The organism is Streptomyces mauvecolor, assembly GCF_039532965.1.
Taxonomy (GTDB): Bacteria; Actinomycetota; Actinomycetes; order Streptomycetales; family Streptomycetaceae; genus Streptomyces; species Streptomyces violascens.
In genome coordinates this window covers 275,062-298,999 of the sequence record NZ_BAAASQ010000018.1, presented here as the reverse complement: position 1 = coordinate 298,999, position 23,938 = coordinate 275,062, and the positions used below count along the sequence as shown (strand labels likewise).

General features: G+C 71.6%; 26 protein-coding genes, 1 other RNA gene and 1 pseudogene. 16 read left to right on the top strand and 12 right to left on the bottom strand.

From position 1 onward, the window contains the following. Positions 1 to 161 precede the first annotated feature (161 nt). The gene (locus ABD346_RS24410) at positions 162 to 965 is read left to right on the top strand and encodes a site-2 protease family protein (protein WP_344377660.1); all 804 of its coding nucleotides are present in this window, start codon (positions 162 to 164) and stop codon (positions 963 to 965) included. Here the strand turns inward: ABD346_RS24410 and ABD346_RS24405 are convergent. Continuing rightward, on the bottom strand, positions 949 to 1,125 hold the full coding sequence (locus ABD346_RS24405; RefSeq protein ID WP_344377659.1) for a hypothetical protein: 177 nt from the start codon (positions 1,123 to 1,125) through the stop codon (positions 949 to 951). The two genes, ABD346_RS24410 and ABD346_RS24405, sit on opposite strands and share 17 nt — an antisense overlap. Before the next feature lie 116 nt (positions 1,126 to 1,241). After that, on the bottom strand, positions 1,242 to 1,955 hold the full coding sequence (gene npdG, locus ABD346_RS24400; protein ID WP_344377657.1) for an NADPH-dependent F420 reductase: 714 nt from the start codon (positions 1,953 to 1,955) through the stop codon (positions 1,242 to 1,244). A gap of 97 nt (positions 1,956 to 2,052) precedes the next feature. Here npdG and ABD346_RS24395 point away from each other — a divergent pair, with 97 nt between their 5' ends. Beyond that, entirely contained in the window at positions 2,053 to 2,655 is a 603-nt protein-coding gene (locus ABD346_RS24395) for a hypothetical protein (protein WP_344377656.1), read from the top strand. 87 nt (positions 2,656 to 2,742) lie between these two features. Beyond that, entirely contained in the window at positions 2,743 to 4,041 is a 1,299-nt protein-coding gene (locus tag ABD346_RS24390; protein ID WP_344377653.1) for an MFS transporter, read from the top strand. A 21-nt stretch (positions 4,042 to 4,062) separates the two neighbouring features. On the opposite strand, the gene ABD346_RS24385 is transcribed toward ABD346_RS24390, so the two are convergent. After that, entirely contained in the window at positions 4,063 to 4,296 is a 234-nt protein-coding gene (locus ABD346_RS24385) for a hypothetical protein (protein ID WP_344377651.1), read from the bottom strand. A 76-nt stretch (positions 4,297 to 4,372) separates the two neighbouring features. Between ABD346_RS24385 and map the strand changes: the two genes are divergently transcribed. Next, positions 4,373 to 5,242 (top strand): type I methionyl aminopeptidase, encoded by an 870-nt coding sequence (gene map / locus ABD346_RS24380; protein ID WP_344377648.1) that lies wholly within the window; start codon positions 4,373 to 4,375, stop codon positions 5,240 to 5,242. Positions 5,243 to 5,410: 168 nt separating this feature from the next. Next, the gene (locus ABD346_RS24375; protein ID WP_344377646.1) at positions 5,411 to 6,073 is read left to right on the top strand and encodes a biliverdin-producing heme oxygenase; all 663 of its coding nucleotides are present in this window, start codon (positions 5,411 to 5,413) and stop codon (positions 6,071 to 6,073) included. 245 nt (positions 6,074 to 6,318) lie between these two features. Here ABD346_RS24375 and ABD346_RS24370 read toward each other — a convergent pair whose 3' ends face one another. Next, positions 6,319 to 6,996 (bottom strand): PhzF family phenazine biosynthesis protein, encoded by a 678-nt coding sequence (locus tag ABD346_RS24370; protein WP_344377644.1) that lies wholly within the window; start codon positions 6,994 to 6,996, stop codon positions 6,319 to 6,321. Positions 6,997 to 7,018: 22 nt separating this feature from the next. Here ABD346_RS24370 and ABD346_RS24365 point away from each other — a divergent pair. From ABD346_RS24365 to ABD346_RS24345, 5 genes and pseudogenes are all read left to right on the top strand, one after another. Then, a pseudogene (locus ABD346_RS24365) lies at positions 7,019 to 7,259 on the top strand (ATP-binding cassette domain-containing protein); the annotation flags it as partial. Between the two features lie 118 nt (positions 7,260 to 7,377). Beyond that, entirely contained in the window at positions 7,378 to 8,523 is a 1,146-nt protein-coding gene (gene efeO, locus ABD346_RS24360) for an iron uptake system protein EfeO (protein ID WP_344377642.1), read from the top strand. A gap of 26 nt (positions 8,524 to 8,549) precedes the next feature. Further along, positions 8,550 to 9,812 (top strand): iron uptake transporter deferrochelatase/peroxidase subunit, encoded by a 1,263-nt coding sequence (gene efeB / locus ABD346_RS24355; RefSeq protein WP_344377641.1) that lies wholly within the window; start codon positions 8,550 to 8,552, stop codon positions 9,810 to 9,812. A gap of 9 nt (positions 9,813 to 9,821) precedes the next feature. After that, positions 9,822 to 10,796: an iron uptake transporter permease EfeU gene (gene efeU, locus ABD346_RS24350; RefSeq protein WP_344377638.1), complete on the top strand. Its 975-nt coding sequence runs from the start codon at positions 9,822 to 9,824 to the stop codon at positions 10,794 to 10,796. Next, positions 10,684 to 11,655 (top strand): SCO2278 family lipoprotein, encoded by a 972-nt coding sequence (locus tag ABD346_RS24345; protein ID WP_344377711.1) that lies wholly within the window; start codon positions 10,684 to 10,686, stop codon positions 11,653 to 11,655. The genes efeU and ABD346_RS24345 overlap by 113 nt, the downstream gene beginning before the upstream one ends. A 182-nt stretch (positions 11,656 to 11,837) precedes the next feature. On the opposite strand, the gene ABD346_RS24340 is transcribed toward ABD346_RS24345, so the two are convergent. Then, on the bottom strand, positions 11,838 to 12,575 hold the full coding sequence (locus ABD346_RS24340; RefSeq protein WP_344377635.1) for a bifunctional DNA primase/polymerase: 738 nt from the start codon (positions 12,573 to 12,575) through the stop codon (positions 11,838 to 11,840). Positions 12,576 to 12,833: 258 nt separating this feature from the next. Here ABD346_RS24340 and ddaH point away from each other — a divergent pair, with 258 nt between their 5' ends. Beyond that, positions 12,834 to 13,733, top strand: a complete 900-nt coding sequence (gene ddaH, locus ABD346_RS24335) for a dimethylargininase (protein WP_344377632.1) — start codon at positions 12,834 to 12,836, stop codon at positions 13,731 to 13,733. Here ddaH and ABD346_RS24330 read toward each other — a convergent pair whose 3' ends face one another. Both ABD346_RS24330 and ABD346_RS24325 read right to left on the bottom strand, forming a co-directional pair. Next, positions 13,734 to 14,786: a small ribosomal subunit Rsm22 family protein gene (locus ABD346_RS24330; protein ID WP_344377710.1), complete on the bottom strand. Its 1,053-nt coding sequence runs from the start codon at positions 14,784 to 14,786 to the stop codon at positions 13,734 to 13,736. It lies immediately after the preceding gene. A gap of 18 nt (positions 14,787 to 14,804) precedes the next feature. Beyond that, the gene (locus ABD346_RS24325; RefSeq protein WP_344377631.1) at positions 14,805 to 16,142 is read right to left on the bottom strand and encodes a multidrug effflux MFS transporter; all 1,338 of its coding nucleotides are present in this window, start codon (positions 16,140 to 16,142) and stop codon (positions 14,805 to 14,807) included. Between the two features lie 178 nt (positions 16,143 to 16,320). Here ABD346_RS24325 and ABD346_RS24320 point away from each other — a divergent pair, with 178 nt between their 5' ends. Both ABD346_RS24320 and ABD346_RS24315 read left to right on the top strand, forming a co-directional pair. After that, on the top strand, positions 16,321 to 17,091 hold the full coding sequence (locus tag ABD346_RS24320; protein ID WP_344377629.1) for an SDR family oxidoreductase: 771 nt from the start codon (positions 16,321 to 16,323) through the stop codon (positions 17,089 to 17,091). Positions 17,092 to 17,152: 61 nt separating this feature from the next. Further along, a complete protein-coding gene (locus ABD346_RS24315) occupies positions 17,153 to 18,055 on the top strand; it encodes a PhzF family phenazine biosynthesis protein (protein WP_344377628.1) in 903 nt (300 codons plus the stop codon). Between the two features lie 57 nt (positions 18,056 to 18,112). Here the strand turns inward: ABD346_RS24315 and ABD346_RS24310 are convergent, their stop codons facing one another. Next, positions 18,113 to 18,436, bottom strand: coding sequence for a nuclear transport factor 2-like protein (locus ABD346_RS24310; RefSeq protein ID WP_344377626.1), 324 nt, complete (start codon positions 18,434 to 18,436; stop codon positions 18,113 to 18,115). 107 nt (positions 18,437 to 18,543) lie between these two features. On the opposite strand from ABD346_RS24310, the gene ABD346_RS24305 reads away from it, so the two are divergent. Continuing rightward, complete coding sequence (locus tag ABD346_RS24305; RefSeq protein ID WP_344377625.1) at positions 18,544 to 18,876, top strand: MazG-like family protein; 333 nt, start codon at positions 18,544 to 18,546, stop codon at positions 18,874 to 18,876. A 57-nt stretch (positions 18,877 to 18,933) separates the two neighbouring features. Here ABD346_RS24305 and ABD346_RS24300 read toward each other — a convergent pair whose 3' ends face one another. The 3 genes from ABD346_RS24300 to ABD346_RS24290 are packed head-to-tail and all read right to left on the bottom strand — an operon-like array spanning position 18,934 to position 21,126. Continuing rightward, complete coding sequence (locus ABD346_RS24300) at positions 18,934 to 20,214, bottom strand: sensor histidine kinase (RefSeq protein WP_344377624.1); 1,281 nt, start codon at positions 20,212 to 20,214, stop codon at positions 18,934 to 18,936. Then, the gene (locus tag ABD346_RS24295) at positions 20,211 to 20,939 is read right to left on the bottom strand and encodes a hypothetical protein (RefSeq protein ID WP_344377622.1); all 729 of its coding nucleotides are present in this window, start codon (positions 20,937 to 20,939) and stop codon (positions 20,211 to 20,213) included. Before ABD346_RS24295 ends, ABD346_RS24300 begins: the two co-directional genes overlap by 4 nt. Continuing rightward, positions 20,932 to 21,126 (bottom strand): hypothetical protein, encoded by a 195-nt coding sequence (locus ABD346_RS24290; protein ID WP_344377717.1) that lies wholly within the window; start codon positions 21,124 to 21,126, stop codon positions 20,932 to 20,934. Before ABD346_RS24290 ends, ABD346_RS24295 begins: the two co-directional genes overlap by 8 nt. A gap of 346 nt (positions 21,127 to 21,472) precedes the next feature. Between ABD346_RS24290 and ABD346_RS24285 the strand changes: the two genes are divergently transcribed. After that, the gene (locus ABD346_RS24285) at positions 21,473 to 22,180 is read left to right on the top strand and encodes a cyclodityrosine synthase (RefSeq protein ID WP_344377621.1); all 708 of its coding nucleotides are present in this window, start codon (positions 21,473 to 21,475) and stop codon (positions 22,178 to 22,180) included. Continuing rightward, positions 22,177 to 23,403, top strand: a complete 1,227-nt coding sequence (locus tag ABD346_RS24280) for a cytochrome P450 (RefSeq protein ID WP_344377620.1) — start codon at positions 22,177 to 22,179, stop codon at positions 23,401 to 23,403. The genes ABD346_RS24285 and ABD346_RS24280 overlap by 4 nt, the downstream gene beginning before the upstream one ends. A gap of 128 nt (positions 23,404 to 23,531) precedes the next feature. Here ABD346_RS24280 and rnpB read toward each other — a convergent pair. After that, an RNA gene (gene rnpB, locus ABD346_RS24275) (RNase P RNA component class A) lies at positions 23,532 to 23,936 on the bottom strand. Positions 23,937 to 23,938: the final 2 nt, after the last annotated feature.

Genomic DNA, 23,938 nt, shown 5'->3' with positions numbered 1-23,938 from the left:
TCGACACGGCAGGGACCCGGGCTCGCGGTGCGGAACTCCCGCCCCTTCCCGGGACGTTTGACGCTCAGCACCTGTACGGTCGGGCGCGTCCCGCACACTCGGGCCCTGTACGGTCGGGCGCGTCCCGCTCGACCGTCCCACCAGCCACTGGAGTCCACGGCATGGCCACCACGACCTCCCGCCACCACGACCGGCGGATCAGCCCGGTCTTCCTCGGGATCGTCGCCGTCATGGCGGTCTCCGGGTGGGCGGTGTGGACGAGTTACGCCTCGTCCCGCAGCTTCGCGGTGTTCCTGTTCGTGACGTCCGCGTGGGTCGTCTCGCTGTGCCTGCACGAGTACGCGCACGCCCGCACCGCGCTGCACGGCGGGGACATCACGGTGGGCGCCAAGGGCTATCTCACGCTGAACCCGCTGAAGTACACGCACGCGCTGCTGTCGATCGTGCTGCCGGTCATCTTCGTGATCATGGGCGGCATCGGTCTGCCCGGCGGCGCCGTGTTCATCGAGCGGGGCCGCATCCGGGGCCGCTGGAGGCACAGCCTGATCTCGGCGGCGGGCCCGCTCACCAACGTCCTGTTCGCGATCGTGTGCACAGCCCCGTTCTGGCTGCACGCGCTCGACGGGGTGCCCGCCGACTTCCGCAACGCGCTGGCCTTCCTGGCGCTGCTCCAGGTGACGGCGGCGCTGCTGAACTTCCTGCCGGTGCCGGGTCTGGACGGGTACGGGATCATCGAGCCGTGGCTGTCGCACTCGGCCCGCCGCCAGGTCGAGCCGTTCGCGCCGTTCGGCCTGCTCGCCGTGTTCGCGCTGCTCTGGGTCCCCGAGATCAACCAGGAGTTCTTCCGGCTGGTCTACGCGATCCTGGACGGGCTCGGGGTGTCCGACGTGGACGCGGCGACGGGCCGCAGCCTCTACCAGTTCTGGCCGGACATGCCGAGCCTCTCGCTCACTCCGCAGGGCTAGCGGCGCGGCCCCGGCGCACGTAGTACCAGGTCATGTTGGACGAGAGTCCGACGAGCAGCACCCAGACGATTCCGAGCCAGCTGCCCTGGGCGAAGGAGACCACGGCCGCGACGACGGCGAGGACACAGACGACGAGGGCGTACAGAGCGAGGCGGGGCATGGAGGTCGGCTCCTGTCGGGTACTTCGGCACTCAGGTCGAACGGGGTGGAACGTGAAAGCGGACGGGCGGGCGCCTTCGCACCCACCCGTCCAGTGTCCACCATGCCCCGCCGTCCTCAGACGTCGGTGACGCGCAGCCCCGCGTGCGCCTTGTAGCGGCGGTTCACCGAGATCAGGTTGGCCACGAGCGACTCCACCTGGTGGGCATTGCGCAGCCGCCCCGCGAAGACGCCGCGCATCCCGGGGATGCGCCCGGCCAGGGCCTGCACGAGGTCGGTGTCGGCGCGGACCTCGCCCAGCACCATCACGTCCGTGTCGATCTCCTCGATGGACGCGTCCTGGAGCAGCACCGCGGACAGGTGGTGGAAGGCGGCCGTCACCCGGGAGTCCGGCAGCAGGGCGGCGGCCTGCTGGGCGGCGCTGCCCTCCTCGGGCTTGAGGGCGTACGCGCCCTGCTTGTCGAAGCCGAGCGGGTTCACGCAGTCGACGACGAGCTTGCCCGCCAGCTCCTCGCGCAGCGATTCCAGCGTCTTGGCGTGGCCGTCCCACGGCACCGCCACGATCACGATGTCGCTGCGCCGCGCGCACTCGGCGTTGTCGGCGCCCTCGATGCCGAGGCCGAGCTCGTCGGCCGCGGCCCGGGCCCGCTCGGCGGCGCGCGAGCCGATGATCACCTTCTGGCCGGCCCGGGCGAGCCGGTAGGCGAGGCCGCGGCCCTGGTCGCCGGTGCCGCCGAGCACGCCGACGACGAGGCCGGAGACGTCCGGAAGCTCCCAGGGGTCCTTCGCGGCGGGCTTCGATGCGTTACCGGCGTTGTCAGTGGAAGTCATGAGGGCGACCCTACTCGGCCGTAGCAGGGCCCTTCGTCCGGATGACGAAGCCCGGTTCGGCCCCCGCGCACGGGAGGGATGCGGCAGGCTGCCGGTCATGGATGCCGTACGGGTCGCCCTGCTGCGGGAAGTGCTCGCCGGGACGGAGTGGCTGCGAGCCACCCGCCGCTTCGCGGGCGTGCTCCGCTCGTCCGTCGTACCGCACGGCGGCGGGCTGCTCCTGGTCGGCACCGAGCGGTACGAACCGTGGCACCTGGCCGCCCACCTCACCGACGAGGCGGCCTGGTCGGGGCTTCCCGAACTGAGCCCGACGCTGGTGCGCCACCGCGTCGAGCCGGGCGGGCCGCCCCATCTGTCCGTCGGGCTCGGCCGTCTCGAAGCGGCCCGGCGCGGCGAGACGCTGCTCGTGGTGGCGCCCGACCGGCCCGCCGACGGGCTCCTTGAGCGCGTCCACGACGCCCGCCGGGCGGGGGCGACCGTGCTCGCCCTGGACGGCGGCGACCGCGAGGTGCGGGGCCTGGTCCACGAGTCCCTGACGGTGGCTTCGGACGCGGAGCTCGACCTGGACACCGTGCAGCACCTGGTCAGCGCCGCCGCGGGCGAGAACACCCTGCCCCCGCAGCGCGGTACGGGCCGCTTCCGCGACCGGCTCGGCCGGCTCGCCGACCAGCTGACGGCGCCGCCGCCGGGGCGCTGGTGAGCCCTCGTCCGTGAATCCTCGACGGGATCGCGCGGGCACCGTTAATTCGTTTGCCTCCGGCGCTCCGGGTGCGGAGCATGGCCGCTCGTGCCCGAAGAACTTCCCGCGTCCCGACTCCGCTCGATCCTGCCCGACCTCGCCCCCTGGCGGGCCTCGGCCGACTTCCGGCTGCTCTGGGTGCAGGGCCTGATCACCAACTTCGGCAGCTTCATGGCGATGGTCGCGCTGCCGCTGCAGATCAAGGAGCTGACCGACTCACCGCTCGCGGTGGGTGCGATGGGCGCGGTGGAACTGGTGCCGCTGGTCCTCTTCGGCCTGTACGGCGGCGCCCTCGCGGACGCCGTGGACCGCCGCAAGGTGATCCTCGCCACCGAGGCCGGTCTCGGTCTGCTCGCGCTGATCCTGCTGGTCAACGCGCTGCTCCCGGACCCCGTGCTCTGGCCGCTGTACGTGGTGGCCGCGGGCGTCTCGGCCCTCGCCGGTCTGCAGCGCCCGGCGCTCGACTCGCTGATGGCCCGGATCGTGCCGCACGACCACTTGCCGGCGGCCGCAGCGCTCAACGCCCTGCGCTGGCAGCTCGGCGCGATCGCGGGACCCTCGCTGGCCGGCCTGGTGGTGGCGTACGCGGGCACGGCGACGGCGTACGCGACGACGATCGGCACCTTCACCGTCTCGGTGGCGATGTGCGCCCGGCTGACCCCGGCACCCCCGGCCCACGACGCCCAGAAGCCCTCGCTGCGCGGCATCGCGGAGGGCGCCCGCTACGCGTGGTCGCGCCCGGTGCTGCTCGGGACCTATGCGATCGACCTGGCCGCGATGTTCTTCGCCTTCCCGAACGCGATCTTCCCGTTCCTCGCCGACAGCCTGGGCGCCGACTGGTCGCTGGGTCTGATGTACGCGGCGGGCTCGGTCGGTTCGGTGCTGCTCAGCCTGACCAGCGGCTGGACCTCGCGGGTGCGGCGGCACGGCCTGTTCGTGGTGGTCGGGGCGGTCGTCTGGGGTACGGCGATGGCCGGGGCGGGTCTCTTCGGCAACGTGTGGCTGGTGCTCGCCTGTCTCGCGGTGGCGGGCGCCGGCGACATGCTGAGCGGCCTCGGCCGCTCCACGATCTGGAACCAGACGATCCCCGAGGAGCTGCGCGGCCGCCTGGCCGGCATAGAGGTGCTCTCGTACAGCGTCGGCCCGCAGCTCGGCCAGGTCCGGGCGGGCGCGATGGCCGGCTGGACCGGGACGAGGGCGGCGGTGTGGTCGGGCGGGGTGGCGTGCGTGGCGGCGGTGGGACTGCTCGCCGCGGCGCTGCCCCAGCTGATCACCTACGACTCGGCGACCGACGAGGACGCGGCCCGCCGCCGGGCGGCGGGGCAGCCCACCGCCACGGCGGTCTAGCACCTGCCCGGCGGGGCGGGCCTAGTCGGTGCCGCCGTCCTGCGGCGCCGACTTGTCGTGCCACTTGGGGTCGTTCTCCCACTCCAGGTTCCGCTCCTGCGCGCTCTGCATCGCGTGCTCGGCCTCCTCGCGAGTCGAGTACGGCCCGAAGCGGTCCTTGGCCGGGCACTCGGGGCCCTCCTCGACCTTCTGGTGGACCAGGCAGTAGAACCACTCGCCGGGTTTGCCGACGGTGCGCTTCTTGAACAGAGCCATGGGTGCCTCTTCCCTGGGACGGTGGCGGGGACCTCAAGGCCATGCTGCCCCACACCCGCTCGATAGACTCGCCGGCATGTCTGGCCAGCCGAAGTCGCAGTCCCTGCTCGTGCCCGGGGAGATCTCTCCGGCCCGTTCCGTCCCGGGTCGTATCCGGCGTCCCGAGTACGTCGGGAAGCCCATGCCCACGCCGTACACCGGCCCCGAAGTGCAGACCGCCGAAACGATCGAGCTGATGCGGATCGCCGGCCGGATCGCGGCGCAGGCCATGGAGGAGGCGGCCAAGCACATCGCGCCCGGGGTGACGACGGACGAGCTCGACCGGGTCGCTCACGAGTTCATGTGCGACCACGGCGCCTACCCCTCCACGCTCGGCTACCGCGGCTTCCCCAAGTCGCTGTGCTCCTCGGTCAACGAGGTCATCTGCCACGGCATCCCCGACTCGACCGTCCTGAAGGACGGCGACATCGTGAACCTGGACGTCACCGCGTACATCGGCGGCGTGCACGGCGACAACAACGCCACGTACTTCTGCGGCGACGTCGACGAGGAGTCCAAGCTGCTCGTCGAGCGGACCCGGGAGTCCCTCAACCGCGCGATCAAGGCGGTCCGGCCCGGCCGCCAGATCAACATCATCGGCCGGGTCATCGAGTCGTACGCCAAGCGCTTCGACTACGGCGTCGTACGGGACTTCACGGGCCACGGGATCAGCACGGCCTTCCACTCCGGCCTGATCGTGCCGCACTACGACGCCCCGCACGCGACCACCGTGATCAAGCCCGGCATGACCTTCACCATCGAGCCGATGCTGACCCTGGGCACCCACGAGTACGACATGTGGGAGGACGGCTGGACGGTCGTCACCAAGGACCGCAGGCGCACGGCCCAGTTCGAGCACACGCTGGTGGTCACGGAGACCGGCGCGGAGATCCTCACGCTGCCGTAACGCTGTGCCGCAGTTCCGGGCCGGGCGGGATTTTTCGATCAGGTGTCGCACCCCGGCCCCACCGGGTACGTTTTTACCGACAGGACGTCGGGAACCAGTTGACTTAGGTAAGCCTAACTTGAGACGATCTCACTGGTTCCCGCACCCCTCGGTCCCCGGAGGCACGCCTTGACCACCACCGCGACCACGCCGTTCTCCACCCTCATCCGTACTGCCTCGCACGAGCAGCACACGGAGGCGGAGACGTCGACGTTCATGGGCGACCTGCTCGGCGGCCGGCTCGGGGTCGACGCCTACGCCCGCTACACCGAGCAGCTCTGGTTCGTGTACCGGGCCCTGGAGGAGGGCGCCTCCGCGCTCGCCGACGACCCGGTGGCGGGGCCGTTCATACAGCCCGAGCTGATGCGCACGGCCTCCCTGGAGCGGGACCTGGCCCACCTGCGCGGCGCCGACTGGCGGCGCGGCGCGAGCCCGCTGCCCGCGACGGCCGCGTACGCGGCGCGCATCGCCGAGTGCGCGCGGGACTGGCCCGCCGGGTATGTGGCGCACCACTACACGCGCTACCTCGGCGACCTGTCCGGCGGGCAGATCATCCGCGACAAGGCGGAGCGCGCGTGGGGGTTTGCCCGCAAGGGCGACGGCGTACGGTTCTACGTCTTCGAGGGCATCGCCAACCCGGCGGCGTTCAAGCGGGGTTATCGCGATCTGCTCGACGCCCTGCGCGCGGATGAGCTGGAGCGGCGGCGGGTTGTCGAGGAGTGCAAGCGGGCTTTTGCTTTGAACACGGCCGTGTTCAGGGAGCTGGGGAAGCTGTTCCGGGCCGGCGCGTAACGCTCCGCGAGGGGCGAGGTTTTGGGTGTGGGGGGGGCTGGGGGTGCTTTGCGCAGTTCCCCGCGCCCCTGACCCCGATGTTCCCTGCGGGCCGTATGCGGCTGATCGCGCAGTTCCCCGCGCCCCTCAACCCTCTTTCGGCCTCGGGCCGTGCGTGGTGCTCGCGCCCACGCGGTGGAGCCGCAGAATGTCACAGCCCCGCGCCCCTGACGGGCACCCAGTACCCGTCGCGGATCCGCGCGATGTCAGGACGGGGGGCGGGTCATGGCGCGCTCCAGCAGCACCCGGCCCCCCAGCTCGATCGTGTCGTCCGGGCCCGGGGCCGTCAGGAGTTGGGAGCCCCGGCCCTGGGTGATGTTCAGGGCTCGGCCCAGGGACTGGGTGAGGAGCAGGGCTGCTGCGCCCGTTGCCTCGTCCTCGTCGATTCCGTCGGCCCGGCCGGGGAAGGCCCTCGCCCTCACGCGGCCTGCCGCCTCGTCCTGCCAGGACCAGGCGTAGATCCACTCCCCCGGCTCCGGAACGGCCAACGCGTCCACCTCGGCCGGCGAGGCGTACTGGCGCAGGGTGCGTGGTGGGGCCCAGTCGGCGCGGGCCGTGATCCAGGTGAACTCGCCGTCCTGGCGGGCGAAGACGTCGCCCATCGGGAGTTCGAGGACGTCCAGGTCCAGGAGCCACGCGGCACCGACGACCGGGTGGCCGGCGAACGGGAGGCGCACTCCCGGGGTGTAGATCTCGACCGTGCCGCGCTCGGGGTCGTCCACGAACACGGTCTCGCTGAAGCCGAGTTGACGCGCCAGCTCCTGTCGCGCCGCCTCACCGGACACGGTCGCGCCGTCGCGCACCACTCCGAGGGCGTTGCCGTGCCGGCCGTCGGGGCCGCAGAAGACCCTGAGCACATCGATCAGTACATCTCTTTCGCTCACCTGCGCATTGAAGCAGCAGGCGGCGCACGCGATGGCGGCGACCGGGTTCGCGGGAAGGACCTTCGACGCGCTGTCCGGGGGCGAGCGGGCGCGGGTGGCGCCGGCCCGGGTGCTCGCCCAGCGCACCCCGGTGCTGCTGCTCGACGAGCCGGCCGCCGCGCTCGACCTGCGCCATCAGGAACTGGGTCCACCGGCAGCCCGTGGAGGTGCTCGCGCATCCCCGCACAGGCACGCCGCTGGTGGTGCCCCGGCGTGATCCGTGACCCCGCCGTGACCGGTGAGAGCTGAATCACGCACCCAGTGGGTATCGGCCAGGTAAGGCTCGGTTAAGTTAGGTCCGCCTCAGTCGACCCGTCGACCCTGAACCAGCGTGGAGCCCGCATGCGACCCGTCCGTACCTCCGTAGTCACCGCCGCCGCTGCCGTCGCGGCACTGACCGCCGTCACGGGCTGCGCCGACAAGAGCGACGCCAAGTCGGGCGGCGCCGGTGACGCGATCCAGGTCACCGCCACCGACAGCTCCTGCAAGCTCTCGAAGACCGACTTCCCGGCCGGGCACGTCAAGTTCGACATCGAGAACAAGGGCTCCAAGGTCACCGAGGTCTACCTGCTCTTCCCGGACGACCGCATCGTCGCCGAGCGCGAGAACATAGGCCCCGGCCTGAAGCAGCAGCTCACCGCCGAGGTCAAGGCCGGCTCCTACGAGGTGGCCTGCAAGCCCGGCATGAAGGGCGACGGCATCCGCCAGAAGGTCAACGTCACCGGCGGCGCCGCCGTCAAGCGCAACCCGCAGCTGGACACGGCCGTCGCCGAGTACCGCAAGTACGCGCAGGAGCAGGCCGACGAGACGCTGCCCAAGGTCAAGGTCTTCACGGACGCGGTGCGGGCCGGCGACGTGGAGGCCGCCAAGAAGGCGTTCGCCCCCTCGCGCCTGGGCTGGGAGCGCACCGAGCCGGTAGCCGAGTCCTTCGGCGACATCGACCCGAAGACGGACACCCGCGAGGACGGCCTGGAGAAGGGCCAGAAGTGGACCGGCTGGCACCGTCTGGAGAAGTCCCTCTGGGCCGACAACAAGATCGGCCAGGACGAGAAGGACCTCGCCACCGAGCTCGACAAGGACCTGGCGGACTGGCAGAAGCGGGTCGGCACCGCCGAGATCACCCCGACCTCGATGGCCAACGGCGCCAAAGAACTCCTCGACGAGGTCGCCACCGGGAAGATCACCGGTGAGGAGGACCGCTACAGCCACACCGACCTGTCCGACTTCAAGGGCAACGTCGAGGGCGCGCAGAAGGCGTACGAGCTGCTCAAGCCGGTCGCCTCGAAGAACGACCCGGCGCTCGCCACCGAGCTGGACAAGCAGTTCGCGGCCCTGAACACGCTGCTCGACAAGTACCGCACGGACAAGAACTCCTACGACTTCACCGCGTACGACAAGGTCGGCGAGGGGGACCGCAAGCAGCTCTCCGACACGGTGAACGCGCTCGCCGAGCCGCTGTCCAAGCTCGCCGCCGCCGTCACGAAGTAACGCCCGGAGCCAGGAGGAGATCCGTCATGAGCGAAACGACCGAGGCCACCGGCCCGGGCAGGACCCCTTCGCGCCGGGCGCTGCTCGGCTGGGGCGGTGCGGGGCTCGCGCTCGGCGCGGCCGCGGCCGGCGGTGCCGTGGCCGTCGTGAAGGACAGCGGCGGCGACGCGGTGCCCGCCGCGGACACGGGCGCCGCGGTGCCCTTCCACGGCGCCCACCAGGCCGGCATAGCCACCGCCGTCCAGGACCGGCTGCACTTCGCCTCGTTCGACGTGACGACGAAGGACCGCGCCGAACTCGTCCAGCTCCTCAAGGACTGGACGGCGGCCGCGGCCGCGATGACCGAGGGCAAGCCGGTCGGCGCGGGAGCCTACGGCGGGCTCGCCGAGGCGCCGCCGGACGACACCGGTGAGGCGCTCGGCCTCAAGCCGTCACGCCTCACCCTGACCTTCGGCGTCGGCCCCTCGCTCTTCGCCAAGGACCGCTTCGGCCTGGAGGCCAGGCGGCCCGAAGCGCTCGTCGACATCGAGCAGTTCCCCGGCGACAACCTGGACGCGGCGCGCAGCGGCGGCGACCTGTGCGTGCAGGCCTGCGCGGACGACCCGCAGGTCGCGGTGCACGCGATCCGCAACCTGGCCCGCATCGGCATGGGCAAGGTCGCCATCCGCTGGTCGCAGCTCGGCTTCGGCAAGACGTCCTCGACGACGCCGGACGCGCAGACCCCGCGCAACATGATGGGCTTCAAGGACGGCACCCGGAACGTACCGGGCACCGACGCCAAGGCCCTCGACGACCACGTCTGGGTCGGCGCGAAGGACGGCAGCGACTGGATGACCGGCGGCTCCTACCTGGTGGCCCGCCGCATCCGGATGCACATCGAGACCTGGGACCGCACCTCGCTCCAGGAGCAGGAGGACGTGTTCGGCCGCGACAAGGGCGAGGGCGCCCCGGTCGGCAAGGCCAAGGAGCGCGACGAGCCGTTCCTGAAGGCGATGAAGCCGACCGCGCACGTGCGCCTGGCACACCCCGACTCCAACGACGGCGTACGGATCCTGCGCCGCGGCTACTCCTTCACGGACGGCACGGACGGCCTCGGCCGCCTGGACGCGGGCCTGTTCTTCCTGGCCTACCAGCGCGACGTCCGCAAGGGCTTCCTGCCCATCCAGCGGAGCCTCGCGCGCCATGACGCGCTCAACGAATACATCCAGCACGTGGGTTCGGCGATTTTCGCGGTTCCGCCGGGCGTCCGCGACAAGGACGACTGGTGGGGCCGGGGACTCTTCGGCTGAGAGGGAGACATGTTCGCCAACTATCTGATCGGCCTGCGCGAGGGTCTCGAGGCCAGCCTGGTCGTCTGCATCCTGGTCGCGTACCTCGTGAAGACCGACCGTCGCGACGCCCTGAAGCCGGTGTGGATCGGCGTGGGGGTGGCCGTCTTCGTGGCGTTCGCGTTCGGCGCCGGGCTCGAATTCGGCTCCCAGGAGATGACGTTCAAGGCCCAGGAGGCGCTCGGCGGTTCGCTGTCGATCGTCGCCGTCTGCCTGGTCACCTGGATGGTGTTCTGGATGCGGCGCACCGCGCGGCACCTGAAGACCGAGCTCCAGGGCAAGCTCGACTCGGCGCTGCGGATGGGCACCGGCGCGCTCGTGGCCACCGCGTTCCTCGCGGTCGGCCGTGAAGGCCTGGAGACGGCCCTCTTCGTGTGGACGTCGGTGCACGCGGCCGGTTCCGAGAACGGCACCGTCCAGCCGATGGCCGGCGCCCTGTTGGGCCTGGCCACGGCGGTGTTCCTGGGCTGGCTGTTCTACCGCGGCGCCCTGAAGATCAACTTGGCGAAGTTCTTCACGTGGACCGGCGGCATGCTGGTGGTCGTCGCGGCGGGCGTCCTCGCGTACGGGGTGCACGACCTCCAGGAGGCGGACTTCCTGCCGGGCATCAACTCCCTTGCCTTCGACATCAGTTCGACGATCGAGCCGGACAGCTGGTACGGCACCCTGCTCAAGGGCGTCTTCAACTTCCAGCCCGATCCCACCGTCGTCCAGGTCGCGGTCTGGGTCCTGTACCTGATCCCCACGCTGGTGTTGTTCTTCGCCCCGGTAGGGTTCCGGAAGTCCGTGGGGACTACGAGGGTCGAAGGGCAGAAGGCGGTTCATGAGCAGGGTGAGTCGGCTGACGGCGGGGCTCGCGACGGCGACCGTACTGACGGTGACCGCGAGCGGCTGCGTGACGGTGCACGGGGAGCGGGAAGTCGTACCGTCGGCGACGAAGGCTGAGGCCGCCGAGGCGCTCACCGCGTTCACCGACGCCTACAACAAGGCGGACAAGGCGTACGACCCGGCCCTGGACGCGGGCCGGGTCACCGGCGCGTTCGGCGCCACCACGCAGGCGGGCTTCACGGCGGCGCACGTGACGAACCCGGCGGGCAATGCCCGGCACTCGGAACTGGCCCTGACCGACGCCAAGTACACGATCCCCAAGCAGGCCGGCTGGCCGCGCTGGTTCGTCGCCGACACCGACTCCAACCGCGACCAGGACGACAAGGGCCCGAACGACACCCGCTGGCTGCTGCTCTTCATACGCAGCGGCCCCGAGCAGGTGTGGAAGCTGGCCTACCTGTCCATCCTGGGCGTCAAGGACGTCCCCGCCTTCAAGACGGACAAGGACGGCTGGGCCGAGCCGGTACGCCCCGACGACCCCTCGCTGGCGGTCGCCCCGAAGGACCTGAGCGCCGACTACGCCTCCTACCTCCAGGACGGCAAGCCGCCCGTGTTCGCGGCCGGAGAGCACACCAGCGGCTGGCGCGACGCCCGCCAGAAGAACGCGGTACGGTCCGGCCGGATCAGCCAGTTCATCGACCAGCCCCTGACCGAGGGCGACTTCGCCCCGCTGGGCCTGCGCACCGCGGACAACCGCGCCCTGGTCTTCTTCGCGGCCCGCCACTTCGAGCGCCAGACCGCCGCGAAGGGGGTCCGCCTGGACATCTCCCCCGACGAGAAGGCCCTGCTGACCGGCCAGGTCAATTCCTCCCTGACAAGGGAGTGGATCTCGAACGAACTGGCCCTGGTCGCGCCCCAGGGAGCCGTCGTCGTGGCGAACCGGGTGCAGGGGCTGGTGGGGGTGAAGGGGGCGTAGGGCTCCGCGCCCCTGACAGGGTCGTCCTTGGCAGCGTGCCGGTGCAGGCATACCCAGCCTGTCCGGCGTTTGAGGACGAGCGCCCTCAAGGCGCGATACGGGGTCTGGGGCGGAGCCCCAGGAGACGGAGCTTCCCTCAACCACCCACCCCCGGCGGGTTTGGGGAAGGGGCGGGGTGGGGCCTACCGGCCCAGCGGCCAGGCTGCCGCGTGAGGCCCCGCATCGCCCGCATACCGCGCACACGCATCCGTCAACGCCTCCAGCAACGTCAGCGGATCCACCAGCGCATGTTCCGGCCCCCGGACCCACCCCACCTCGAGCTCCCCCGGCAGCCGCGCGGGCGGTACGAGGACGTAGCTCCCGCGGCAGTGCCAGCGCAGCCCCGGATGCTCGTCCATCGTCTCGGGGTGGCAGTCCAGCTCGCAGGGCCACCACTCGTCCTCGTCCTCGGGCGTGCCCCGGGTCGCGGTGAAGAAGAGCATGCGCCCGTGATCGCCGTCACCGGCGGCCTCGGCGACGGGCCCGACGTCGATCCCCTCGGACAGGAGCCGGGCCAGCGCCTCGCGCCCCGCTTCGAGCGGTACGTCGAGCACGTCGTGGACCATGCCGGTCGCGGTGATGAAGTTCGCCTCGGGCTGCCCGAGCGCCCAGCGCTCGACCTGCGCGCGGTCGGTGGTGGACTGCGTCTGCCAGGCGAAGGAGACGGGGTGGCGGGCGGGCGTGGGACAGCCCATCCGCTCGCAGGAACACGAGTAGCCGACGGGGTACGCGGCGGGCGCCAGGGGCAGGTCTGCGGCGGCCACGGCCAGCAGCAGGCCGAGCCGGCCCTGGTCCGCGCCCGGAGCGTCCTTGGGCCGCCTGCGCAGCCAGCGGGACAGTTTGCTCTCCTCGCCGCGGGAACGGCCGAACTCAGCGCCCATCTATCCCCTCACCTCACCGTCGACCCCGAGGGACTTTCATCCACTAGGGACTCTCGTCCACGAGGAACATCGTCCCACCATCCTGCTCCCCGGGTGACCGCACCGGACATCCGGGGTGTGTGACATGACCCGCCCGTGACCATCGGACGGCGTCGACGTGAGCGGGGCGGGTCGATTCGGCGGCCCCCGGCCCCCAGAGGCGGGCCCGGGCAAAAATACCCGGACGGTTCACTGCGCGGACGCTCTTCACGGCGGACCATGGGCTGCACGCGGCCGCGCACTCGCGCGGCCCAAGTCGCCCGTGAGGAGCCCTCATTGCCTCGTGAAGCCCGTGACTTCCGTACGCAGAGAACCGCCCGACCCCGGCGCTATCTGATGTGCCCACCGGCACACTTCAAGGTCACGTACTCCATCAATCCCTGGATGGACCCCGAGAAGCCGGTCGACCTGCCGCTGGCCCTGGCCCAGTGGGAGGACCTGCGCGACCGCTACCGTTCGCTCGGCCACACCGTCGAACTGCTCGACCCCCGCCCCGAGCTGCCCGACATGGTCTTCGCCGCCAACGGGGCCACCGTGATCGACAACCGGGTGCTCGGCGCCCGCTTCGCGCATCCCGAGCGCGCGGCGGAGGCCGAGGTCCACCTCGACTGGTTCCGGGCGCACGGCTTCACCACCGTCCACGAGCCCTCGCACATCAACGAGGGCGAGGGCGACTTCGCCGTCACCGACTCGTATCTCCTGGCCGGACGCGGTTTCCGGTCCAGCCCGCTCTCGCACGACGAGGCCCAGGAGTTCTTCGGCCGCCCGGTCATCGGGCTCGATCTCGTCGACCCGCGCTACTACCACCTGGACACGGCCCTGTGCGTCCTGGACGACTCGGCCGACGAGATCATGTACTACCCGCCGGCCTTCTCCCGGGGCAGCCGGGCCGTGCTGGCCCGGCTGTTCCCGGACGCGCTGATCGCCGAGGAGCCGGACGCGGCGGCGCTCGGGCTCAACGCGGTGAGCGACGGGCACCACGTCCTGCTCCCCCAGGGGGCCATCGGCCTCTTCGACCCGCTGCGGGCCCGCGGGTACGAACCGATCGGGATGGACCTGGGCGAGCTGCTCAAGGGCGGCGGCAGCGTGAAGTGCTGCACCCAGGAAATCCGTTCCTGACTAGGAGGGCGACGATGCGGAGTGGGGCGGCCAGGGGTCGCCCCACTCGGCATCCCGGGCCGCCCGGTACAGCGTCCCGTGCCGCTTGCTGACCGTCTCACGGCGCAGTTGCTCCTCGGCCGTGCACAGATCGAGCAGCACCTGCCCCTTGCGGATCTGCGGCCGCCGGACGATCCGGGACGGGGCGGGTTCGGGGGTGATGGGGGCCCCTCCCCGCTCCTTGAGAGCTTGGGGGATCGTGGCGGCGACGTAGCTGAACTTCTCGTCCTCGTACGCCAGTGAGCCGCCCTTGATCTGGCGGTGCAGCGAGGAGCGGCTGACCCGGGCCGAGAAGTGGCACCAGTCGGTGCCGGGCTCGATGGGGCAGGCGGCGCTGTGCGGGCAGGGCGCGGCCACGCGCAGGCCCGCCGCGATCAGCCGGTCGCGCGCCTCGATGACGCGGGCGTAGCCGTCGGGGGTGCCGGGCTCGACGATGACGACGGCGCCGGTGGCCGCCGCGGCCGCCGTGTCGATCAGGGTGCGGCGGTCGTCGGGGGTGAGCTCGTTCAGGACGTACGAGACGGTGACGAGGTCGGCGCTCTCCAGGGTGAGGGCCGAGCCGATGCGGGCGCGCTCCCAGCGGGCGTTGCGCAGGCCGGGCAGCCCGGAGGCCTCGGCGAGTTCGCGGCCGACGGCGAGCGCGGGCTCGGCCCAGTCCAGGACGGTGGTGGCGACGGGGGTGTCCGCGTCCTCCCAGGCCTCGGCGACCGCCCAGCTCGCGGCGCCGGTGCCGCCGCCGATGTCGGTGTGCGTGGCAGGCGTCCACGGGCCGGCCGCGTCCCGGAACGCGTCGAGCGCGGAGCGCACCGCCTCGAAGGTGGCGGGCATCCGGTACGCGGCGTAGGCGGCGACGTCGGAGCGGTCGCGCAGTACCGGGGCGTGGGTGGGGACGACGCCGCGGTAGTGGCCGATCAGCCGGTCGACGGCGCCCGCGGCCTGCGAGGGGGGAAGACCGTCGAGCAGTCCGGCGAGCGCCGAGCGCAGGACGTCCGGGACGGGGAGGGAGTGGTTCACCGGGTTCACCGGGGGAGTCTACTTTTGCCGCGCCGGGTCCCCGGACCCTCCGGCCGTCGCGGCGGGGGACTCGCGCTTGCGCTGCCAGGGCCGGCACAGAAGCAGGAAGCAGAGCAGGGCCGCGACGGCCGAGGCGAGCTGGACGACCGCCATGGGCACGGCCGTCGCCTCGCCCGCGATGCCGACCAGCGGCGATGCGACCGCGCCGACCAGGAACGAGGACGTGCCGAGCAGCGCGGAGGCGGAACCGGCCGCGTTGGGGGTGCGCATCAGGGCCTGGGCGTTGGTGTTCGGCATGGCGAGGCCCATCGCGGACATCAGCACGAACAGGCCGGCCGCGATCGGCGCGAGGCCCACCTCGCCGAACACCCCGGACGTCATGAGGAGCAGCGCCGTCGCCGCCAGCGTGATCACGGCGAGCCCGAAGCCGAGCGCCTTGTCGAGGCTGACCCGGCCGATGAGGAGCTTGCCGTTGATCTGGCCGACGACGACCAGGCCGACGGAGTTCAGGCCGAACAGCAGGGAGAAGGTCTGCGGGGACGCGCCGTAGATCTCCTGCACCACGAACGGGGAGGCCGAGATGTAGGCGAACAGGGCGGCGAAGGCGAGGCCGCCCGCGAGCATGTAGCCGGTGAAGACCCGGTCCCCCAGCAGGCCGCCCATGGTGCGCAGGGCCTCGCTTACGCCGCCGGAGTGCCTCCGGTCCGCGGGCAGCGTCTCGTGCAGCCACTTCCACACGACGGCGGTGAGCAGCACTCCGATCACGGTCAGTACGGCGAAGACGCCGCGCCAGTCGGTGAGCCGCAGCACCTGTCCGCCGATCAGCGGGGCCACCACGGGGGCCACGCCGGAGATCAGCATCAGGGTGGAGAAGAAGCGGGCCATCTCGACGCCGTCGTAGAGGTCGCGCACCACGGCGCGGGCGATCACGATGCCCGCGGCGCCGGCCAGCCCCTGCAGAAGGCGGAAGCCGATGAGGAGTTCGACGTTGGGCGCGAAGGCGCAGACCGCGGTGGCCAGGACGTACACGATCATGCCGATGAGCAGCGGTCGGCGGCGTCCCCATTTGTCGCTCATCGGGCCGACGACGAGCTGGCCGAGCGCCATGCCGGCCAGGCACGCGGTGAGGGTGAGCTGGACGGTCGCGGCGGGTGAGCGCAGTGCGTCGGTGACCTCGGGCAGGGCCGGCAGGTACATGTCCATGGAGAGCGGCGGGAGCGCGGTGAGCCCGCCGAGCACCAGCGTGACCAGGAGACTCGTGCGGCGCACGGCGGCGGTCGCGGCGGCACCGGGCGCCTTCGCGTCGGCCGTGGTCGATATGTAGCCCTGGGTGTCCTGGCCCCCGCGCTCCGGCATCGCTTTCACTCCTGAAAGTTGAATCGAATAACCATGTTCTCAGCCGGACCCGGGTGAGGGGACCAGTCGGCAGGAACGGGAAACGAGGGACGGGTCACACCGGGATACGACCCGTGCGGGCTCCCACATCGCGGACGAGCCGTCTCACGCACGAGCCCCTCCCGTACGCTCCGGGCCCATGGACACCACCTCGCAAAAGCCCCGGAAGTCTGCCGTCGTGACCGGTGCCGGGTCCGGCATCGGCCGTTGTGTGGCCCTCGCGCTGGCCGGCGCGGGCTGGTCGGTGGCCCTGGCCGGGCGCCGCGCCGAGGCCCTGGAGGAGACCGCGGCGCTGGCCGGCAAGGACGCCGACGTGCTCTGCGTCCGTACGGATGTGACCTCGCCTGACGAGGTCGGCGCGCTGTTCGCCGCGGCCCGGGCCGCGTATGGGCGGGTGGACCTGCTGTTCAACAACGCGGGGACGTTCGGGCCCGGCGGGGTGCCGGTCGAGGACCTGTCGTACGAGGCGTGGCGCTCGGTGGTCGACGTGAACCTGAACGGCGCGTTCCTGTGCGCGCAGGCCGCGTTCCGCGCCATGAAGGAGCAGGATCCGCAGGGCGGGCGGATCATCAACAACGGCTCGATCTCGGCGCACGCCCCGCGGCCGGACTCGGTGGCGTACACGGCGACGAAGCACGCGATGACGGGCCTCACCAAGTCGCTGTCCCTGGACGGGCGCCGGTACCGGATCGCGGTCGGGCAGATCGACATCGGCAACGCGGCGACCGAGATGACGCAGCGCATGCAGACCGGGATTCCGCAGGCCAACGGGGAGCTGGCGGTGGAGCCGGTGATGGACGCGGCGGATGTGGCGCGGACGGTGCTTCACATGGCGGAGCTGCCGCTGGAGGCGAACATCCAGTTCGCGACGGTACTGGCCACGGCGATGCCGTACATCGGCCGGGGCTGAGCCGCTCGCCCGTTTCCCGGGTGGCCGGAATAGGCGGTCCAGCACGGCAGTTGAGGCGATCATGACGAACGACACGCGGCCCGAAGCCCAGCCCGGCACCCAGCCCGAGATCCTCCGCTACACCGCCTTCTCCGCCGACCCCGCCGGGGGCAACCCGGCCGGGGTCGTCCCCGACGCCTCGGGGCTCGACGACGCCGGGATGCTGGCGATCGCCGCGGAACTCGGCTACAGCGAGTCGGCGTTCCTGACGGCGCCGCCGGAGGGGCTCGGCGAGCCGGGGCGGGCTTTCACGCTGCGGTTCTTCAGCCCGAAGGCCGAGGTGCCGTTCTGCGGGCACGCCACGGTGGCGACGGCGATCGCGCTCGGCGAGCGCATCGGCACCGGGGAGCTGGTGTTCGCGACCCCGGCCGGTACGGTCCCGGTGACGGTCGCCGAGGACGCGGCGAGCGGTGGCCTGCGCGCCACTCTGACCAGCGTCGAGCCGCACTCGGAGCCCGTCGACGAGAAGGACCTCGCCGAGGCACTGGCCGCCCTGGGCTGGCCGGCCGGGGACCTCGACCCCGCGATCGTGCCCCGGATCGCCTTCGCCGGCGCCCGCCATCTCGTTCTCGGCGCGGCCACCCGCGAGCGCCTCGCGGACCTCTCCTACGACTTCGACCGGCTCACGGCGCTGATGCATCGCCTCGACCTCATCACCGTCCAACTGGTTTGGCGCGCCTCGGAGTCGGTCTTCCATGTCCGCGACCCGTTCCCGGTCGGCGGGGTCGTCGAGGACCCGGCGACGGGTGCGGCGGCGGCCGCGTTCGGGGCGTACGCGCGTGAACTCGGCCTGGTCGCCGAGGAGTCGGAGCTGACACTCCATCAGGGCGAGGACCTCGGCCGTCCCGGCGTGCTCACCGTGACGCTGCGCGCGGGCGACGCGCGGGTGCGGGTGAGCGGGGCGGGGGCACGGATCTCCTCTTGACCCTGGGCGGGCCGGGCCCGACGGTTTCACTCGGGGGCGCGTGAACCCCCGGGCAGGTCAGGCCTGGCCGGTCTCGAAGCGGCTGACCTTGCCTCCGTCGACGGTGAAGCGCCAGGCGGTGCGCATCTCGCCCCACGTGTCGTTGCGGTAGTTGGCGACCAGGCCGAGCCCGTCGTGCGTCTGCTTCTCGATGTCCATGTGGCCGCCGGAGGAGAAGATCTCGCGCTCGGTCCAGTCGGCGACGTCGCGGTCCGCACCGTCGTCGGACATGGTGACCCCGGGCGTCAGGGCGGCGGCGAAGGCGTCACGGTCACCGGAGTTGAGCGCGCCGACGAAGGCGCGGACGGCGGGTTCGGTCAGCTTGTCGAGGGCGATGGTCACGGTCTTCTCTCCCGGTCGGTACGGAACGATGCGTCCCCCAGGACCCCAGGACACCCCACCTCGGCCCGGTGCGCCATCGGTGCTCCGCCGGATGGCACCGTGGACGCATGGACGACGCCACCTGGAACTCCCCCTGGCCCACCGTCACCGCGCTGCACGCCTGGCTGACCGAGCAGAGCCCCGTACCGCCCGAGCAGCAGACGCTGCTGCGGATGCTGAAGCTGTCGGAGGAGGTGGGGGAGGTCGCGGAGGCGGTCATCGGGGCGACCGGGCAGAACCCTCGCAAGGGGGTTTCGCACAGCTGGCAGGACGTGCAGGCCGAGCTCTGCGACGTCATTGTCACGGCGATGGTCGCGCTGACCACGCTGACTCCCGATGCGGAGGGCGTCTTCGATGCCCACCTTGCCAAGGTGGCCCGCCGTTCGCTGGGCAGCGGCTGAGCCCCTTGCGGGGTGGGTGGGTATGCATCCGCGGGCCGGCGGCGGAGCCGCGCAATGTCACAGCCCCGCGCCCCTTCCGGGCGCCGTCGGCAGGCGCAGAGTCGTGACTGCCCCGCCCGTCGCCGCATTCGAGAAGCGCAGGGCGATGCCGAGGACCTCTGCCTGGCCCGCTGCGATCGTCAGGCCCAGGCCGTGGCCCCTTCCCCGGCCCGGGTCGCCGGTGCGGAAGCGCTGGGGGCCGCTGTCGATCAGTTCGACGGGGTAGCCGGGACCGTGGTCACGGATCTCGACGACCGGGCCGTTCACCGTGAGGGTCACCGGCGGCGCCCCGTGCCGGTGGGCGTTGACGACCAGGTTGGCGATGATCCGGTCGAGCCGGCGCCGGTCGGTGCGTACGGTCGCGTCGCGTACGACATGGACCTCGCAGTCCAGCGCCGTGGCGCGGACCGCGCGCTCCACCAGCGGGCCCAACTCGTGCTCGGCGAGCTCGGGTTGCTCGGCGCCCGCATCGAGGCGGGAGATCTCCAGGAGGTCCTCGGTGAGGGTGTGCAGCGCCTTGAGCCGGTCGTTGATCATCTCCTTGGGGCGCCCCTCGGGCAGCAGCCCGGCGGCGGCCAGCAGCCCGGTGAGCGGGGTGCGCAGCTCGTGCGCCACGTCGGCGGTGAAGCGCTTCTCCGACTCCAGACGGCGCTGCAGGGAGGCGGCCATCGAGTCCAGGGCCACGGCGACCGCCGTCACCGCGTCGCGTTCGGCGGCCTTGCCCCCGGGCGGGATCCCGGTGCGCACATCGAGGTCGCCCTCGGTGATCCGGCGCGCGACGGTGGCCGTGTGGCGCAGCCGCCGGCTGATCCGCCCGGCGAAATAGGTCCCGGCCAGCGTGACGCTGCCCGCCGCGAGCAGCGCGGAGCCGAGGATGGCGGTGTCCATCTGGCGCAGGTGGTCGCGAGTGCTCGCGTACGGGATGGACACCGCGAGGACGTGCCCGCCGGCCGGGGCCGCCGCCCACATGACCGCCTTGCCGTCCTGCTCGCCGACCATCAGCCCGCGCTCGCCGCTCATCGCCAGCTTCCGCAGCGCGCCCGGGAGCTGGACCGGGTCGAGAAGCACGGCGTGCCCGTCGGTGGTCTCGGTGCCGTACGCGTACTCCTTGAGCGCGGCGTCCAGGCTCTGCCGCGCCTCCTTGCGGACCTCGTCCACGCGCTGGCGGGTCAGCACGTTGTGCACGAGGACGCCGAGGATCGCGGCGACGGCGCAGGCCACCCCGGCCACGGTGAGCACGATCTTCCAGCGCAGGCCGTACGTCCAGCCCGGCCGCAGCCGCTCCTGCCAGGCCGTCACGAGGGGCCGCCGGGTGGGGGCGACGGCGTGACGCAGGGGAGGCCGGAGGTCTGCTTGAGGGCGCGGCAGGTGTCGAGCTTGAGCTCGATGAGGGCCATCATCCTGCCGTCCCAGCCGTAGTGCGAGACGTACACGAACCGGTCGTTGGAGGTGGGTTCGCGGATGGCGAGGTGCCCGGCGGCGAGTTCGACGCCTTCGAGGACCGCGCGCCGCGAGAAGACCCGGGTCACGCTGCCGTCGACCACGTGGTAGACCCGCATCTCGCTGGCCCGGCCGTCGATGTCGACGGCGGTGATGAGCTCGGCCCGCCCGTCGTCGGTCAGGTCCCGCAGCACCGGCTCGCGCACCCCGCACCCGGCGGCCCGGACGCAGCCCGCGACCCGCTCGGCGGCCCGGCGGTCCACGAGCCGGCCGGTGCCCTGGTCCTCGCGTTCGGTGGCGGTGAGGTCGGCCTTGACGACGGCGAGCGGGTCGGCGTCCCGCATGTCGCCGGAGGCCACCTTCGCGATGCCGGGCACGGTGAAGGGCCGGCCGCGCTGCTGCTCGGGGCCGGGCGGGGAGGGCCGGTCCTGCGGCCAGAGCGGTTCCGGCGGGGCCACGCTCGCCGCCGCCCCGTCGCGGTGCAGCCCCTCCATGTCCGCGCAGCCCGTGAGTACGGCGACGAGGCAGCCGGCCAGGAGGAGCCACCGCACGCGGCGGCGGTCGGGGCCCGCGCGCTCAGCCAAGCTGTCCGAGCATGCCGGTGACGGAGTTGAGCGCGGTGTGCACCGAGGGGGCGACCGCCGAATCGGCGAGATAGAACCCGAACCCGGCGCAGACGAGCGCGTGGGAGATCTTCGTGCCGCCTTTGCGGCAGAGGAAGAAGGCGCACGCTGCGAGCGCCAGCATCACGGGAAAGTGAAAGGAAGGCACGGCGTTTCTCCTCGTGTCCCCGAGTCGAACTGTGCGGCACCCCCGCCGCCTCGACTGGCGCGCGGGCTTCCGGCCGGTACCGCAGATCACGCTACGACCGCGTATGCCGTTCCGCCACACGGAGGATGAACGGCGGGTTACGTGGGGTGATGGTGGCAGGTGGGAAAGGTGCGGCGGCGCGAGGTTGCCGGGCGGAAGCCCGTGCGCCCCCCGTACAACGAAATCCGTAGGTAACTTGCTGGTAGGGATAGATCAACACGCTGTCATCACGCTAACGTCGGTCCCGCGCCGCCACACCCAGGGCATCGGGCCCTGCTGGGACTAGCGGCGCCAGGGGAAATTGACGTTGACGACTGCCATAGCTGGCGTTTTCGCCGTGCACCCGTACACCCCGCACTGCCAGGTGATCCACGACGAGGGCGATCACGCCGTCATCGGTATCTCGTCCGGCAACGGCTACTTCACGCACGAACGCGTCCTCGACCTCGCCAACTGGGGTCTGGAACATTTCCGTCAGGTCGATCTGATCTGGACGGACCTGCATGTCGCCGAGATGTTCGAAGCTCTCGGCTATCCGCCGGTGGAGGCACAGCGCAAGGCGGTGAAGAACCTCCGTGGTGTCCGCGCCAAGGTGACCGGCGCCGTGGGATTCCTGGACCCCGAGGGCAAGCGCCTGCGCGGACGCCCCATGTCCGCCCTCCTGGAGATCCCCGCCTACCAGCGCATCCGTACCCGGCTCGACGACCTGCTGACCGCGGATCCCGAGTTCCGCGAGGTCTGCGACCAGCTCGCCGCGCGCTTCCTCGCCGGCAAGCTGAACGGGCAGCCGCCCACCGACCGGCAGCGTGAGGTGTGCATCAAGTACGTCTGCGCCGAGGTGCCGCTGTTCCTCGACACCCCGGCCATCCTCGACGTTCCCAGCTCCCTCAACTGCTACCACCAGGCACTCCCCCTCGCGGAGCTGCTCTACGCGCGGGGCTACGGGCTGCGCGCCTCCCGCAACCAGGGCCACGCCATCATCAACCCCGTCGACACCCAGGAGCAGCCCGCATGACCACCGCCCTCAACACCGCCGCGCCGGGCTGCCCCGTGGACCACGACCAGCTGACGCGGTTCCCTTTCGACGCCGACGGCACCGCCCTCCCGCCCCAGATCGCGCAGCTCCTGGCCCATGAGCCGGTCAAGAAGGTCCGCACCATCGCCGGAGCGGAAGCGTGGCTGGTGTCTTCCTATCCGCTGTGCCGTCAGGTCCTTGACGACGACCGGTATTCGCTCGCCGAGACCTCCGCGCCCGGTGCGCCCCGGCAGTACGCCCTGACGATCCCGCCCGAGGTCGTCAACAACATGGGCAACATCACCGGCGCCGGGCTCCGCAAAGCCGTGATGAAGGCCCTGAACCCCAAGTCGCCGGGGCTTGAGGACTGGCTGTACGAGCGCGCCCGCCACCTCGCCGACCGCCTGATGGCCGCCGGTGCGCCCAGTGATCTGCGCTACGACTTCACCGTGCCGTACTCCACCGCGCTGCACACCTACATCCTGGGCATCCCCGAGGCCGACTCCGGGAAGCTGTACGACTCGCTGCACATCGCGTTCATGAACTCCCCGCGCGAGATCCCCGCCGCGGCGATGAACTGGGACCGCGACATCGCGCACATGGTGCGGCGCCTCAACGACCCGGAAACCGGCGGCCTGTTGGGCGAGCTCGCGGCCCTGCGCGACGACCCCGACTACGCGCACCTCACGGACGAGATGCTCGCCACGGTCGGCGTCACCATGTTCGGCGCCGGAGTCATCTCCGTCATGGGCTTCCTCACCATGGCGATCGTCTCCCTCATCCAGCACCCGGAACTCAAGGCCCGGCTCGTGGCCGATCCGTCCCTGATTCCGGCGGCGGTGGACGAGCTGCTGCGCATCAACCTGTCCATCGCCGACGGGCTGCCGCGCATCGCGACGGAGACCATGGTGCTCGGCGACGTCGAGATCCAGAAGGGGGAACTGGTCCTCGTCCTGGTCGAGGCCGCCAACCACGACCCTCAGGAGTTCGAGGACCCGCACACCGTGCGCCTGGACCGCCCCAACGCGAACGCTCACCTGTCGTTCGGCGGCGGCGGCCACTACTGCCCCGCGACCGCCCTGGGCAAGCGCCACGCACAGATCGCCATCGAGGTGCTGCTCGACCGGATGCCCGGACTCGACCTCGCCGTCCCCATCGAACAGCTCGTGTGGCGCACCGGCTTCATGAAGCGCATCCCCGAGCGGCTGCCCGTCCTGTGGTGACCGGCCCCCGCTGAACCGCCGGACCGCCACGGCCCCCGCCCTCCCCCGCCCGGAACGCGGCTCCGAAGCCACGAAAGGCCCCTGACCTGGTGTTTCACCTGGTCAGGGGCCTCTGCCGAGAGTGGCGACAGACGAGTCGGGCATATACGCCGGGTTCTGTACCCCGGGACCTCGCGGTCGTCGGGGCGACGGCCATCCATCTAGGACCGGCGTTGCCGCCGGCCTCGTGCGGTCTACCCGCGGACTCGGGCAGGCTGCCCTCGGTCGTCCGCGCAGAGCCGCGTTTCACGGCGGCTCCTCTTGACCTTGCTCCGGGTGGGGTTTACCTAGCCGCCTGAGTCACCTCAGGCGCTGGTGGTCTCTTACACCACCGTTTCACCCTTACCCGGGACCGAAATCCCGGGCGGTCTGTTCTCTGTGGCACTGTCCCGCGGGTTACCCCGGGTGGCCGTTAGCCACCACCCTGCCTTGTGGAGCCCGGACGTTCCTCGGGAAGATCCAGTGGATCTCCACGCGGCCGCCCGCCCGGCTCGTC